Genomic DNA, 13,818 nt, shown 5'->3' on the forward strand with positions numbered 1-13,818 from the left:
CCGGACGGCACGCGACGTTGCGTCCCGTCCTGATGCGGCACGCCGATCAGGCGCGCGACGCGGCCGGCACACCCGAATCGGCCGACAGGATGCGCTTCATCTCGTCGCGCACGATCGCGCGGCAGCCGCACGACATTTTTTCGAGGCCGTCGAGGTCGGCGAGCTCGATCGAGCTCCGGTACTGGCGGATCAGGCCCAGCTTCTGGATTTCGCCGGCGGCATCGGTGACCGTTTCGCGCCGCACGCCGAGCATCTGCGCCAGCATGCTGTGCGTCACCTGGATCTCGATGCTGCGGGTCCGGTCGTACGCGAGCAGGAACCATCTGCATAACTGATGTTTGAGCACGTGATGACGGCTGCAGAACGTGATCTGCGAGACCTGCGCCATCAGCAGCCGCACGCAGACGAACACGAGATGGCGGATCACCGGCGATGCGTCGAACGCGGCGGCGAACACGCGCCGGTCGAGCCGGTAGACGAAGCCGTCGCGGCAGGCCACGGCGCGGCAGGGCATCCGGCCGCTGCCGCCGATCACGTCGTCGCACACCACGCTCTCGCTGCCGATCTCCGCGACTTCCAGCGTCATGCCGCCGGACGACACGTACTGCAGCGAAATCGCGGTCGTGACGGGCAGGTAGACCGCCGCGAGCATTTCGCCGGGCTCGCAGAGCACTTGCCCGGATTTCAGGTGGACGAGTTGAAGGTGGGGGGCCAGCGTCGCGCGCTCGTCGCGGTCGATGGCCGCGAGAAAGCGGTTCGCGTCGAAGCTGTGGGAAAGCTCGATCATGCCGTTCGCGTACGCGACGGTATCCGGGGCCTGGTGAGTCACGGCGCATCCTCGTAGGGTGGCGGTCACGCGTCGTCGCGGCGATATCCCGGGAATTGGGAATTCGCACGATCGTGCGGACTTGTGTTCGTCAAAAATGGAGTGACGATACTGGCGAAAAGGCTAGCACGCCATTGAAATCGATCAATTGCATATTACGTCATTTCACAAAGTTTGACGATTTTGGCGCATGCAAACGTGATCCGGATTTAATGATTCATTTCCGTGAAATTAATCATCCGGAAGTTGAATGCGACCTCGGGCATTCATTCCATGTCGACCGTGAATCAATCTGCCGGGAGGGGCGCATCGCACGGGAAAAGTGCCAGATGGGCATTGAACATTTTTTGACAAATAAATTGCTATTTCAAGAATGTCTATATAAATCAGTCGGTTGCGTGAGAATTGTGCGGTGGATGACAGAGGCGAAAATTAGTGTGCCGATTCAGATTTGAGACAGTTTCAAACAACCGTGTGAGGCGCGATGCCATACCGGAGTGCTATCCGGGCACGTCATGGAAACAATTGAAAATAGACTGTAAGTATATGAGCGACAAGCCGTGCAGCACCGGTGCGGCTGCCTCGGCTCGAGGCAGGTGAATGATCAGTCAAATTGCCCGCAGTGTCCGCCATCAGGAAGAGTGTCCGGAAATGAGACGCTTTTTTTGTTTCTTGGCCGGTTATTCGGTCGATCTAAATCAGGCGTGATTCATATATTAAGGATGGGCATGTATTGGCACGTAAATCGCTTATTCGGGCTGGCGTGTCGAAACGGGACGGCCGACTCGATCCGGCGGCGATAAGCCGACGGTCAGTCGGAATCAGGGTTGTGGGCCGCAACCACGGTCAGTCCCGGGCGCGCATCGCGATAACGAGTTCCGTGCACGCGGCTGCAGGCGGCGCGGACAATAAAAGGGATACAGACATGCTTCATCTTCACTCGAGCTACTCGGCGAACGCCATCCTCGATGCCCTCCCGGAGGACAGCATCCGCACCATCGCACCGCATCTCGAACTGGTCAGGATCAAGGCCGGGATGCTCGACCGGGTCGGCGAGCCGATGCGCCACGTGCATTTCCCGACGACGTCGATGATGTCGGTGCAGCATCTGATGGAGGACGGTGCGATGGTCGAGGTGGCGCAGGTCGGCCGCGAGGGGGTGGTCGGCCTCGCGACGATGGTCGGCGGCGCCGCGGCGTCGCAACGGGTCGAGGTCCGCATCGGCGGGATGGCTTATCGCGTGCCGAGCTGCGTGATGCGCGCCGAATTCGAGCGCTCGCCGGAAACCTACCGGCTGCTGCTCAACTACTGCCAGGCGGTGATGGCGCAGATCTCGCGCAGCGCGCTGTGCAACCGGCATCACTCGGTCAGCGAGCAGCTCAGTCGCTGGCTGCTGCTTGCGCATGACCGCATCGACGGCGACGAACTGGCCGTCACGCAGCAGACGATCGCGAACATGCTCGGCGTGCGCCGCGAAGGCGTGACGGAAGCGGCGGGCAACCTGCAGGAAGCCGGGCTGATCCGGCAGCGCCGCGGCCGTATCACGGTGCTCGACCGCGACGGCCTCGAACATCACGCGTGTGAATGCTACAACCTGATTCGCGAGGACTATCGCAGGCTGCTCGGCACGCGCGAGACGGCGAGGCCGACACCGGTTCGGCCGCGCATGCCGGACGTGCATCGCGGGTTCCCGGCACATGGTGCATGACGATGCAATCGAAGTCCGGTGGGACGAATTCGATGCGGCGTTCTGTGATCGCAGTTATCGACGCCGCGCTCGTGCTGGCAGGCGCGCTCGCGGCGCAGGCGGCGTCGGGCCTCGCGTGGCACGCGCTGTCCGACGCGCAGCGCGGCGCGATCGCGCTGCTGTGCGTGCTGACCGTGGCCTTGCTGCCGCGCTACCTGCGCACCGTGCGCGGCAGCGTGGCGCCGCAAGGCGGCACGCATGCACTGACGCAGACGATGGTGGCGCTCGTCTGCGCGAGCGTGCTGACGGTCACCGCCGCGATGTGGATCATGAATCGCGGCGGCACGATCACGACACGCTGGATCGTGCGGACGGTGCTGGCCGGCGATGCTGCGTTGCTGCTCGGCCGTGCCGCGCTGCTGGCGCTCGCGCTGACGCGTGACGACCCGCGCGCGCGGCAGCGCCGCGTCGCGGTCGTGGGCGCAACGGCATATGGGCGTGTCGCGGTCGAGAGGATGCAGCTCGCGCCGAACGGCCCGTTCGTGGCCGCATGCGTATTCGACGACGACGCACCGGCTGCTACCGGCGCCACCGGCGCCACCGGCGGCATCGGCGGCATCGGCGGCGTGCCGGTAATCGACGACTGGAGCGTATTGCGTGACCTGATTCGCGGCGGCGACATCGACGAGGTCTGGCTCACGCTGCCGATGTCGCACGAGTGGCGGATCCAGCGCATCGTGCGCGAGTTGCGCGACGAGTTCGTGGAACTGCGGCTGTTGCCCGACGTGCGGCAGATGGCGGTGGTCGATCGCTCGGCGACCGACGTGCTCGGCATGCCCGCCATCAACCTCGCGACCACGCCGCGTTCGGCGCCGGAGCTGTGGGCGAAGTTCGCGTTCGACCGGCTGTTCGCATTCGGCGTGCTGATTCCGTTGCTGCCGCTGCTGTCGATGCTGGCGATCGCGGTCAAGCTGTCGTCACCGGGGCCCGTGCTGTTCAGGCAGCGCCGCAAGGGTGTCGACGGCCGGGAGTTCGACATTCTCAAGTTCCGGACCATGCGCGTGCATCGCGCCCAGCCGGGCGTGCTGCAGCAGGCGTCGCGCAACGATTCGCGCATCACGCGCGTCGGCGCGTTCCTGCGGCGTACGTCGCTCGACGAACTGCCGCAGTTCTTCAACGTGCTGTTCGGGCAGATGTCGGTGGTCGGGCCGCGCCCGCACGCGATCGAACACGACGACCTCTATCGGCAATTGATCGACTGCTACATGTACCGCTACCGCGTGCGGCCCGGCATCACCGGATGGGCGCAGGTGAACGGCTATCGCGGTGAAACGCGCAAGGTCGAGGCGATGGCAGCACGCGTGAAGTTCGATCTGTTCTACATGCAGAACTGGAGCTTCTGGTTCGACATGAAGATCATCCTGTTGACGGTCGTGCGCGGCTTCATTGGGCGCAATGCATTCTGAGGATCACGAAAGATCGAGGCGGCGCCGCGCGAGCGATCGTCCCGACGGCGTAATGCCGGTTCGTGCGCGCGGACGAAGCGTTGTAGCCGTGCGGAAAATTGCTGCGCTGCGGTCGTGCCGCCGAGTGTCCGAGCGCGCACCGCGGGTCCGGATTACGCGTCCGGCCCCAGTTTCAGCACGGCTGCCGCTGCCTGACCGACACGCTGATTCCGGTCAACACACGCGTGTTCAATGGGTTTATCCTGCGTCGAATGCGTCCGGCGCTCTTCGTGTCGCCGGGCGCCCATCCGGACACGGTGGCAGGCGGTGACGCCGGCCCGCCGCGCACCGGCGCGACACCGCGCGCCGCCATGCTCCGCGCGGAACCCGGAACAGGAGAGACGGCCATGTCGCTCGACCCACAACAACGGCAGACGCTGAAACAGCGGCTGAACGAGAGCGAGCAGACGTTGCGTGCGGAGATCCGCGCGAGCGAAGACCAGCGCGCGTCGGAGTCCTACGCAGACCTCGCCGGCGCGGCGCCGGACGAGGGCGACGAGGCCAATGCGGATCTGTTCGTCGACGTCGATCATGCGTTGATCGGCATGAAACTGACCGAGCTGCGCGCGATCGGCCGTGCCCAGCAGCGAATGCGCGACGGCAGCTACGGCGAGTGCATCGACTGCGACGGCTCGGTCGGCTACGAGCGCCTGCTGGCGCGCCCGGCCGCCGAACGCTGCACGCATTGCCAGTCGATCTACGAGCGGCACTACGCCACGACACCGCGCGCCTCCCTCTGACGCTGTCATCGTCGCCATCACGGCGCTGCACGCGCGGCGCGGCCGGCGTACGATGATGAACGGGCACCCGGCGGCGTCAGCATGCGGCGCCGGGCGGGCAGACGCCGTCGCGCACGCGCGCGGCGCCATCCACGTGGAAGGGAGCCACGCCGATCATGCCGATCCACAATGCCGAGTGTGCGGCGGTGTTCGCCGAGATCGCCGACATGCTCGAGATCCAGGGCGCCAATCCGTTCCGGGTGCGTGCCTATCGCAACGCAGCACGGACGATTGCCGACTACGGGCGCGATATCCCGACGATGATCGCGAACGGCGACGATCTCGGGAAGATTCCGTCGATCGGGCCCGATCTCGCGTCGAAGCTGCGCGAGATTGCCGCGACCGGCACCTGCGAACTGCAGCAAACGCTGCGTCACGCGTTGCCGGGCGCGATCGTCGAGCTGCTTGACGTGCCGGGGCTCGGCGCGAAGCGTGTGAAGGCGCTCCATGACGCACTGCACGTCGATTCGCTCGAGCAGCTTCGCGCGGAAGCGAAGAGCGGGCACGTGCGCGAGTTGCCGGGCTTCGGCGCGAAAACCGAAGCGCATCTGCTCGAAGCGATCGACGACCGGCTGAAGCGCGAACCTCAACGCTTCCTGCTGCCGGATGCGATGCACGCGCTGCAGCCGCTGCTCGAACGCCTGCGCGCGATCGCGGGCGTCGGCAACGCCGTGCCGGCCGGCAGCTTTCGCCGCCGCCGCGAGACGGTCGGCGATCTCGACATCCTCGTTACCGCACGTGATCCGGTGGCTGTCGCCGACGCGTTCGTCGGCCACGGCGAGGTCGCGCGCGTGCTCGCGCACGGCAAGACGAAGTCGAGCGTCGTGCTCGCCAGCGGGTTGCAGGTCGACCTGCGCGTCGTCGATGCCGACGCGTTCGGCGCGGCGCTCGTCTATTTCACCGGATCGAAAGCGCACAACATCGCGTTGCGCAGGATCGCGCAGGCCGGCGGACTGAAGATCAACGAGTACGGCGTGTTTCGCGGCGACGAACGGATTGCCGGCGCGACCGAGGCGTCGGTCTATGCAGCGATCGGGTTGCACGACGTGCCGCCCGAGTTGCGCGAGGATCGCGGCGAGATCGAGGCCGCGCGCGCGGGCACGCTGCCGGCACTGGTCGAGCGCAAGCACGTGCGCGGCGACCTGCACGCGCATACCGACGCGTCTGCCGGCCGCGACAGCCTGCGTGCGATGGCCGATGCGGCACGCGCACGCGGGTTCGCGTACCTGGCCATCACCGACCGGGCGCCGCATGCCGGCGGCAGCCGCAGCGACTTCGACTGGCTTGCCCGGCAGCTCGACGAGATCGATCGTCTCAACGCGTCGTTCGACGATTTGGTGCTGCTCAAGGGCGTGGAGGCCGGCATTCGAGAGGACGGCAGCCTCGATGTGCCCGATGCGATGCTCGGCCGGCTCGATCTCGTGGTCGGCGTGGTACGCGACGGCTTCGAGCTGTCGCGCGACGCACAGACCGCGCGCATGCTGCGCGCGATGGATCATCCGCATTTCACGATTCTCGCGCACCCGACGGGCCGCGTGCTCGGCGAGCGCGATGCTTGCGAACTCGATGTGCCGCGCGTGATCGCGCACGCCGCGGCGCGCGGTTGCTTCGTCGAACTCGATGCGCAGCCGCGGCGGCTCGACCTGCCGGACGTCTGGTGCCGCGAGGCCGCGAAGGCCGGCGTGCCGGTGGCGATCGGCTCGGATGCGTGCAGTGCGGACGAACTCGACAATCTTGCGTACGGCGTCGATCAGGCGCGACGGGGCTGGCTCACGCGGCCCGACGTGCTGAACACGCGCACGCTCGCGCAATTGCGGCCGCTGCTTGCACGCACGATGGGAGCGGGCGGCGCGTCGAAGCGCTGCGGCGGCGCGAAGGGCGCGTGAACGCAGCCGGCGGCGCGTGCCGTCAGCGGCTGGCCGGTCATGAATGTGGTCACGTCATGCCAGTACGCCGGCCGCCGGCACATAGGGCAGGCCGAGCGCGAGCGCGACGGCTTCGTACGTGATGTGTCCGTCGCATACGTTCAGGCCCGCGCGCAGATGCGGATCGTCGGTCATCGCCTGCTTCCAGCCCTTGTCGGCGAGCGCGAGCGCATGGGTGAGCGTCGCGTTGTTGAGCGCGAAGGTCGACGTGCGCGCGACTGCGCCGGGCATGTTCGCGACGCAGTAGTGCACGACGCCGTCGACGACGAAGGTCGGGTCCGCGTGCGTCGTCGCATGCGAAGTCTCGAAGCAGCCGCCCTGGTCGATCGCGACGTCGACGACGACCGCTCCCGTGCGCATCGTCGCGATCATGTCGCGCGTGACGAGCCGCGGCGCCGATGCGCCCGGCACCAGCACGGCGCCGATCACGACGTCGGCGTCGCGCACGGCTTCGTCGATCGTGTGTGCATTCGAGCAGACGGTCGCGATCCGGTTGGCGAAGACGAGGTCGAGCTGGCGCAGCCGGTTCACGTTGGTATCGAGCACGGTGACGCGTGCGCCGAGGCCGACCGCCATCTGCAGGGCGCCGGTTCCCACCACGCCCGCGCCGAGCACGACGACGTGCGCGGCCGGCACGCCGGGCACCCCGGCCATCAGCAGGCCACGCCCGCCGCGCGGGCTTTCGAGGTGAGTCGCCGCGACCTGGATCGACATGCGCCCGGCCACCTCGCTCATCGGCGCGAGCAGCGGCAGGCCGCCACCGGGGCCCGTCACGGTTTCGTACGCGATGCAGACGGCGCCGGACTTCACGAGCGCGGCCGCCTGGTCGGGATCGGGTGCGAGATGCAGGTACGTGTAGAGGATCTGGCCGCGCCGCAGCATCGCGCATTCCGCCGGCTGCGGCTCCTTGACCTTGATGATCATGTCGGCGCGCGCGAAAACTTCGTCGGCGCCGTCGCAGAGCGCTGCGCCCGCGGCCGTGTAGTCGTTGTCGAGCAGGCCGATCGCCGTGCCCGCGCCGCGCTGCACCAATACGCGATGGCCATGCCGCGTCAGTTCGCGGGCGCCGGCCGGCGTGAGGCCCACGCGATATTCGTGGTTCTTGATCTCTTTCGGCACACCGATCAGCATGAGTCGCCTCCATGGCCTTCGTTATCGTTGTCGTGCAGGTGCGCCATGCGGCGAACGTTGCCCGTGCGGCCGATCATGCAGGAGCGTATCGACCGCAGTACTGGAATATCAGGGTAGTAGTGCGCGGAGGGAAGTCAAGCGGCCGGATCGCGTGCACCGGCGCGCGCACTGCATCGCAACATGCGCTGTCGCGGGTGGCGGGTGGCAGGTTGCGACCGGAGGTCGCAATGCACGTGGTGCCGGGTTTCGGTATCGTCACGTGTGGCTCGGACCGAGGCCGCGCGCCGGAACGTCGCCGGCAACACATCGCGATAACGAGACAACGACACGAGGGCACTGACCAACATGACCGGAGCGTATTTCAGCGTGCCGACGCTTTGCGCAATCGCGCTCGTTCACGTCTACTGGGCGTTGGGCGGGCGGCGCGGCAAGGGGGCGGCCATTCCGGAGCAGGACGGCGAGCCGCTATTGCGGCCGACTGCCATCGGCACGCTTGCGGTCGCGGTGGCGTTGCTGGGCGGCGCGTGCGTGGTTGCCGCGCGTGCCGGCTGGCTGGGGCCGAATGCGTATCCCGGCACAATCTCGTTCGCGGTCGTTGCGTTCGCACTGATCTTCGCGGTGCGGGCCGTCGGCGATTTCCGTTACGTCGGCTTCTTCAAGCGGATTCGCGGCTCGCGTTTCGCACGCATGGACACGCTGTATTACTCGCCGCTTTGCGCGGCGCTGGCGCTGTCCATCGCGTCGATGTTCTGGCCGTGGTGAGCGCGCGTCTCAGCGCGCGGGCCCGTCCATCTCTTTGAGGAATGCCGCCGGCACGGTGTCGGTCAGCCATACGCCGTTTTCCGCGACGAAGAACGTGTGGCCTTGCCGATGCATGCGCTGCGCATCGACCTCGAGTATCACGGGCACGCCGTAGCGTGTGCCGACGGCCAGCGCCGTCCGGATGTCCGGCGACAGATGCACGTGATGACGGGCGCCGGGTTTCAGCCCTTGCTCCCGAATCGAATCCAGGAAGCGCGTCGCCGTGCCGTGATACAGGCGCTCGGGCGGCTGCGCGGTAGGATAGCGGCGCTGCACGACGGGCGTCGAATGGCCTTGCACCGCACGGATGCGACGGCCGTCGTCGGAGAGGGCGAAGCGTTGCTTGTCGTTGGTCGCGCAGACGGTTTCGAGCGTCGCGCGATCGAGGTGGTGCCCCTGGCGGGCAGCGCCGGTCATCAGTGCGTCGATGTCGGCCCAGCCTTCGGGGTCGAGTTGCAGCCCGATCGACTGCGGCGCGTGGCGCAGCAGGTAGCTGAGATATCGGCTGATGCCGGTCGCGTCGGTCGCCGGCAGTTCATTCTTCTTGTGTGGTTTCATGAGACGCGGAGGCTACCAGAGCACCGCGCAAAAAAGTACGCCCGGGTACCCCGCGTAGCAGGAAAGAGACAGCCTTCGGCGCAGCGCGCCACACAACAATCGTCTACCTGACGCCCGCGTCAGTCGGTATTCCCGCGATCCTTGTCGATTCCGACTCCCGGATTTTTCAATTGTTGCGATTTTCGATGCATTGAATTGCATTGATACGACACTCAATGGAACCGGTTCCATTTATAATTCGCGGCACTCGTCGCCGGGCCCGAAAGAGGGTCGTGCACGTTGCGCTTGCTGTCGGCAAACGCGGCGTCTAAGTTGAATGAGGGTCATGAGCGATGAGGGGCAGATGCGGGCAAATGCCGGCATTTGTCAGACGATAAGGCTCGCGAAGAAGCCGATCCGTGCAGCGCATCCTGAATTGGCGCGATGCGCGGCTGCTTGAAGGCGCTGCCGTGCATGGCATGGGCGGCGTCAGCAGCGAGGTTGTTCGCAACAGACGAAAGAACAGGACGGCCAGCCGCATGCGGCATGGCTGCCATGCCGGACATGCCGCATGCGGAGTGCGCGCGTCCGGGTCCCGATCCCCAACGATCAACATCCGACCATGTCCACGCCACCTGACAAACCCAACTCGCGCCGCCGTTTCCTGCGCACGTCGGTCGCGCTCGTGCCGATCGCGTCGGTCGCCGGCTGCGACCTGCGTTCGTCGTCGCCTTCCGCGACGACCGGCAACGCGCCCGGTGCATCGGCCAGTGCCGAACGCGCGCCGTACAAGCCGACCTTCTTCGATGCGAAGGAATGGGCGTTCGTCCAGGCCGCCGTCGACCGGCTGATTCCGGCCGACGCCGAAGGGCCCGGCGCGCTCGAATCGGGCGTGCCCGAATTCATCGACCGCCAGATGGAGACGCCGTATGCGCACGGCGCCACCTGGTACATGCAGGGGCCGTTCCAGCAAGGCGTGCCCGAGCTCGGCTACCAGCTGAAGCTGGTGCCGCGCGACATCTACCGGCTCGGTATCGCGGCGGTCAACCGCTATTGCGAGAAGACTCACGGCAAGGCATTCGCGGATCTCGACGCGCCGACGCGCGACACCGTGCTCGGCGCGCTGGAGAAGGGCGGCGCGCAGATCGACGACGTGCCGCCCGGCGTGTTCTTCGGTCAGTTGCTGCAGAACACGCGTGAAGGCTACTTCTGCGATCCGGTGCATGGCGGCAATCACGACATGGCCGCGTGGAAGATGATCGGCTTTCCGGGCGCGCGCGCGGACTTCATGGATTTCGTCAACCAGAACGGCAAGTCGTATCCGTACGGCCCCGTCTCGATCAACGGGGAGCGCAGCTGATGGCCGCAGAGAAAAAACCGCATGTCGATGCGGTGATCGTCGGCTTCGGCTGGACCGGCGCGATTCTCGCGAAGGAACTGACCGAAGCGGGCCTGAACGTCGTCGCGCTCGAGCGTGGCGAGTATCGCGACACCTATCCGGACGGCGCGTATCCGAACACGATCGACGAGCTGACCTACAACATCCGCAAGAAGCTGTTCCTCGACCTGTCGAAGACGACCGTGTCGATCCGCCACGGCCTGCAGGACACCGCGCTGCCGTACCGGCAGCTCGCCGCGTTCCTGCCGGGCGAAGGCGTGGGCGGCGCGGGGCTGCACTGGTCGGGCGTGCATTTCCGGATCACGCCGGAAGAGCTGCGCCTGCGCAGCCACTATGAAGAGCGCTACGGCAAGAAGTTCATCCCCGAAGGGATGACGATCCAGGACACGGGCGTGACCTACGAGGAGCTCGAGCCGCATTTCGACTTCGCGGAGAAGGTGTTCGGCACGTCGGGGCAGGCGTACAAGGTCGGCGGCAAGGTGGTCGGCGACGGCAACGTGTTCGAGGCGAACCGCAGCGACAACTTCCCGCTGCCCGCGCAGCTCAATACCTATTCGGCGCAGCGCTTCTCCGACGCGGCGAAGTCGCTCGGCCTGCATCCGTATCGGCTGCCGTCGGCGAACACGTCGGGGCCGTACACGAACCCGTACGGCGTGCAGATGGGCCCGTGCAACTTCTGCGGCTACTGCAGCGGCTACGCGTGCTACATGTACTCGAAGGCGTCGCCGAACCTGAACATCCTGCCCGCGCTGAAGCAGGCGCCGAACTTCGAGCTGCGCTCGAAGTGCCACGTGCTGCGCGTCGACCTCGACGATACGAAGAAGCGCGCGACGGGCGTGACCTACGTCGATCCGGCCGGGCGTGAAGTGCACCAGCCGGCGGATCTCGTGATCGTGGCCGCGTTCCAGTACCACAACGTGCACCTGCTGCTGCTGTCGGGCATCGGCAAGCCGTATGACCCGATCTCGGGCGAAGGCGTCGTGGGCCGCAATTTCGCGTACCAGAACCTGTCGACGATCAAGGCGTTCTTCGACAAGGACACCTACACGAATCCGTTCATCGGCGCGGGCGGCAACGGCGTCGCGGTGGACGATTTCAACGCGGACAACTTCGACCACGGCCCGCTCGGATTCGTCGGCGGCTCGCCGCTGTGGGTGAACCAGGCCGGCGTGAAGCCGATCAGCGGCATCGCGACGCCGCCCGGTACGCCGCAGTGGGGCTCGGCGTGGAAGAAGGCGGTGAAGGACAACTACGCGCATACGATCTCGATGGACGCGCACGGCACCAACATGTCGTACCGCGACGTGTATCTCGACCTCGATCCAACCTATCGCGATTCGTACGGCCAGCCGCTGCTGCGGATGACGTTCGACTGGAAGGACAACGACATCAAGATGGCGCAGTACGTGACCGCGCAGATGAAGAAGATCGCGGAGGCGATGGGGCCGAAGGCGATCAGCGTGTCGACGCGCGAATTCGGCAAGCACTTCGATTCGCGCGCGTACCAGACGACCCACCTCGTCGGCGGCGCGATCATGGGCACCGACCCGAAGACGAGCGTGCTGAACCGCTACCTGCAGTGCTGGGACGTGCACAACGTGTTCGTGATGGGCGCATCGGCGCTGCCGCAGGGCATCGGCTACAACCCGACCGGGATCATCGCGGCGCTGGCCTACTGGTCGGCACGTGCGATCCGCGAGCAATACCTGAAAAATCCCGCCCCGCTGGTGACCGCATGAAGAGGACGATGAACCACAACGTCGCGCGCCGGATGTCGCGCGCGCTGGCGGCCGGTGCGGCCTGGGCCGCGTTCGGCTGCGCAGGCTCGATGGCGTTCGCGCAGCCCGCCACTCCCGCGGCGGCTTCCGGCCCGGCGGCCGCACCCGCGGCCCAATCCGCCGACGCGGCCTTGATCAAGCGCGGCGAATATCTCGCGCGGGCAGGCGACTGCATCGCGTGCCACACCGCGAGCGGCGGCAAGCCGTTTGCGGGCGGGCTGAAATTCGACACGCCGATCGGCGGGATCTACTCGACGAACATCACGCCGGATCCGAAAACGGGCCTGGGCGGCTGGACCGTCGAGGACTTCACGCGCGCCGTGCGCGAAGGCGTGCGCAAGAACGGCGACACGATGTATCCGGCCATGCCGTTCCCATCCTACGCGCGCCTGACCGACGACGACATGAAGGCGCTGTACGCGTACTTCATGCACGGCGTCGCGCCCGTCGAGCACGAGAACCGCGCGGTCGACATCGTGTGGCCGCTGTCGATGCGCTGGCCGCTCGGGATCTGGCGCAAGATGTTCGCGCCGACCCCGAAGCCGTTCGACGCGGTGCCATACACCGATCCGGTGGTCGCGCGCGGTGCGTATCTCGTGCAGGGTCTCGGCCACTGCGGCGCGTGCCATACGCCGCGCGCGCCGACCATGCAGGAGCGCGGGCTGACCGACGCGGACGGCCCGGACTTCCTGGCCGGCGGCGCGGCGATCGACGGCTGGGTGCCGACGAGCCTGCGCGGCGAGCCGCGCACGGGCCTCGGCACGTGGACGGAAACCGAGATCGTGCAGTTCCTGAAGACGGGCCGCACGCTGCGCACGGCCGCGTTCGGCGGGATGACGGACGTGGTCGGCCACAGCATGCAGCACATGACCGACGACGACCTGAACGCGATCGCGCGCTACCTGAAGACGCTGCCGCCGCGCGTGCAGGGCGAGCAGCCGCACGTGTACGACGCGGCGGCCGCGAAGGCGCTGCAGACCGGCGACGCGAGCAAGCCGGGCGCGGCCGTTTATCGCGACAACTGCATGGCGTGCCACCGCAGCGACGGCCATGGCTACACGCGCGTGTTCCCGGCGCTCGCCGGCAACCCGGTCGTGCAGGGCGACGATCCGACGTCGCTGATCCACGTCGTGCTGGAAGGCAGCGCACTGCAGGGCACGCGCACCGCGCCGTCGACGTTCACGATGCCGCCGTTCGGCTGGCGCCTGTCGGACCAGGAAGTCGCGGACGTGTCCAACTTCGTGCGCACGAGCTGGGGCAACACGGGGGCTGCCGTGACGGCCGCGCAGGTCGCGAAGGTGCGCAAGAGCGTGCCGTCGACCCGGCCCGAACCGCCGCCGGGCGCGCGGTTCCCGCAAGCGTCGCGCTGACGGGGCGGCGGGGCGCCGGCCCCGCCTGTCGGATGTGCTGCAAGGCGCCGCCGTCTCCGCGCGGCGCCTTTTGTTTCGCC

At 66.9% G+C, this 13,818-nt stretch carries 11 protein-coding genes; 8 read left to right on the top strand and 3 right to left on the bottom strand.

The features are described from left to right. Positions 1 to 46: 46 nt before the first annotated feature. A complete protein-coding gene (locus tag QZM35_RS05030) occupies positions 47 to 829 on the bottom strand; it encodes a Crp/Fnr family transcriptional regulator (RefSeq protein ID WP_174971612.1) in 783 nt (260 codons plus the stop codon). Between the two features lie 922 nt (positions 830 to 1,751). Between QZM35_RS05030 and QZM35_RS05035 the strand changes: the two genes are divergently transcribed. The 4 genes from QZM35_RS05035 (at position 1,752) to polX (ending at position 6,683) form a co-directional block, all read left to right on the top strand. After that, complete coding sequence (locus tag QZM35_RS05035; RefSeq protein WP_089427656.1) at positions 1,752 to 2,534, top strand: Crp/Fnr family transcriptional regulator; 783 nt, start codon at positions 1,752 to 1,754, stop codon at positions 2,532 to 2,534. Between the two features lie 32 nt (positions 2,535 to 2,566). Then, positions 2,567 to 3,979 (top strand): undecaprenyl-phosphate glucose phosphotransferase, encoded by a 1,413-nt coding sequence (locus QZM35_RS05040; RefSeq protein ID WP_301775511.1) that lies wholly within the window; start codon positions 2,567 to 2,569, stop codon positions 3,977 to 3,979. A gap of 386 nt (positions 3,980 to 4,365) precedes the next feature. After that, positions 4,366 to 4,758: a TraR/DksA family transcriptional regulator gene (locus QZM35_RS05045; protein WP_089429110.1), complete on the top strand. Its 393-nt coding sequence runs from the start codon at positions 4,366 to 4,368 to the stop codon at positions 4,756 to 4,758. Between the two features lie 155 nt (positions 4,759 to 4,913). After that, positions 4,914 to 6,683: a DNA polymerase/3'-5' exonuclease PolX gene (gene polX / locus QZM35_RS05050; RefSeq protein WP_301775513.1), complete on the top strand. Its 1,770-nt coding sequence runs from the start codon at positions 4,914 to 4,916 to the stop codon at positions 6,681 to 6,683. A gap of 54 nt (positions 6,684 to 6,737) precedes the next feature. Here polX and ald read toward each other — a convergent pair whose 3' ends face one another. Then, positions 6,738 to 7,853: an alanine dehydrogenase gene (gene ald, locus QZM35_RS05055; protein ID WP_175238816.1), complete on the bottom strand. Its 1,116-nt coding sequence runs from the start codon at positions 7,851 to 7,853 to the stop codon at positions 6,738 to 6,740. A 345-nt stretch (positions 7,854 to 8,198) separates the two neighbouring features. On the opposite strand from ald, the gene QZM35_RS05060 reads away from it, so the two are divergent. Next, positions 8,199 to 8,615, top strand: coding sequence for a DUF3995 domain-containing protein (locus QZM35_RS05060; RefSeq protein ID WP_089432585.1), 417 nt, complete (start codon positions 8,199 to 8,201; stop codon positions 8,613 to 8,615). 9 nt (positions 8,616 to 8,624) lie between these two features. Here QZM35_RS05060 and QZM35_RS05065 read toward each other — a convergent pair whose 3' ends face one another. Further along, on the bottom strand, positions 8,625 to 9,212 hold the full coding sequence (locus QZM35_RS05065; RefSeq protein ID WP_301775514.1) for an RNA 2'-phosphotransferase: 588 nt from the start codon (positions 9,210 to 9,212) through the stop codon (positions 8,625 to 8,627). 601 nt (positions 9,213 to 9,813) lie between these two features. On the opposite strand from QZM35_RS05065, the gene QZM35_RS05070 reads away from it, so the two are divergent. The 3 genes from QZM35_RS05070 to QZM35_RS05080 are packed head-to-tail and all read left to right on the top strand — an operon-like array spanning position 9,814 to position 13,738. Next, positions 9,814 to 10,551: a gluconate 2-dehydrogenase subunit 3 family protein gene (locus tag QZM35_RS05070; RefSeq protein ID WP_089427651.1), complete on the top strand. Its 738-nt coding sequence runs from the start codon at positions 9,814 to 9,816 to the stop codon at positions 10,549 to 10,551. Then, positions 10,551 to 12,329, top strand: coding sequence for a GMC family oxidoreductase (locus tag QZM35_RS05075; RefSeq protein ID WP_301775515.1), 1,779 nt, complete (start codon positions 10,551 to 10,553; stop codon positions 12,327 to 12,329). The genes QZM35_RS05070 and QZM35_RS05075 overlap by 1 nt, the downstream gene beginning before the upstream one ends. After that, positions 12,326 to 13,738, top strand: coding sequence for a cytochrome c (locus QZM35_RS05080; protein WP_089432587.1), 1,413 nt, complete (start codon positions 12,326 to 12,328; stop codon positions 13,736 to 13,738). Before QZM35_RS05075 ends, QZM35_RS05080 begins: the two co-directional genes overlap by 4 nt. Positions 13,739 to 13,818: the final 80 nt, after the last annotated feature.

The organism is Burkholderia sp. AU45274, from assembly GCF_030482505.1.
Lineage (GTDB): Bacteria > Pseudomonadota > Gammaproteobacteria > Burkholderiales > Burkholderiaceae > Burkholderia.

Excerpts from the sequence above, each read along its gene's own strand:
- QZM35_RS05035 (WP_089427656.1), top strand. The coding sequence starts at position 1,752 with ATGCTTCATCTTCACTCGAGCTACTCGGCGAACGCCATCCTCGATGCC.
- QZM35_RS05040 (WP_301775511.1), top strand. The coding sequence starts at position 2,567 with ATGCGGCGTTCTGTGATCGCAGTTATCGACGCCGCGCTCGTGCTGGCA.
- QZM35_RS05045 (WP_089429110.1), top strand. The coding sequence starts at position 4,366 with ATGTCGCTCGACCCACAACAACGGCAGACGCTGAAACAGCGGCTGAAC.
- polX (WP_301775513.1), top strand. The coding sequence starts at position 4,914 with ATGCCGATCCACAATGCCGAGTGTGCGGCGGTGTTCGCCGAGATCGCC.
- ald (WP_175238816.1), bottom strand. The coding sequence starts at position 7,853 with ATGCTGATCGGTGTGCCGAAAGAGATCAAGAACCACGAATATCGCGTG.
- QZM35_RS05060 (WP_089432585.1), top strand. The coding sequence starts at position 8,199 with ATGACCGGAGCGTATTTCAGCGTGCCGACGCTTTGCGCAATCGCGCTC.
- QZM35_RS05065 (WP_301775514.1), bottom strand. The coding sequence starts at position 9,212 with ATGAAACCACACAAGAAGAATGAACTGCCGGCGACCGACGCGACCGGC.
- QZM35_RS05070 (WP_089427651.1), top strand. The coding sequence starts at position 9,814 with ATGTCCACGCCACCTGACAAACCCAACTCGCGCCGCCGTTTCCTGCGC.
- QZM35_RS05075 (WP_301775515.1), top strand. The coding sequence starts at position 10,551 with ATGGCCGCAGAGAAAAAACCGCATGTCGATGCGGTGATCGTCGGCTTC.
- QZM35_RS05080 (WP_089432587.1), top strand. The coding sequence starts at position 12,326 with ATGAAGAGGACGATGAACCACAACGTCGCGCGCCGGATGTCGCGCGCG.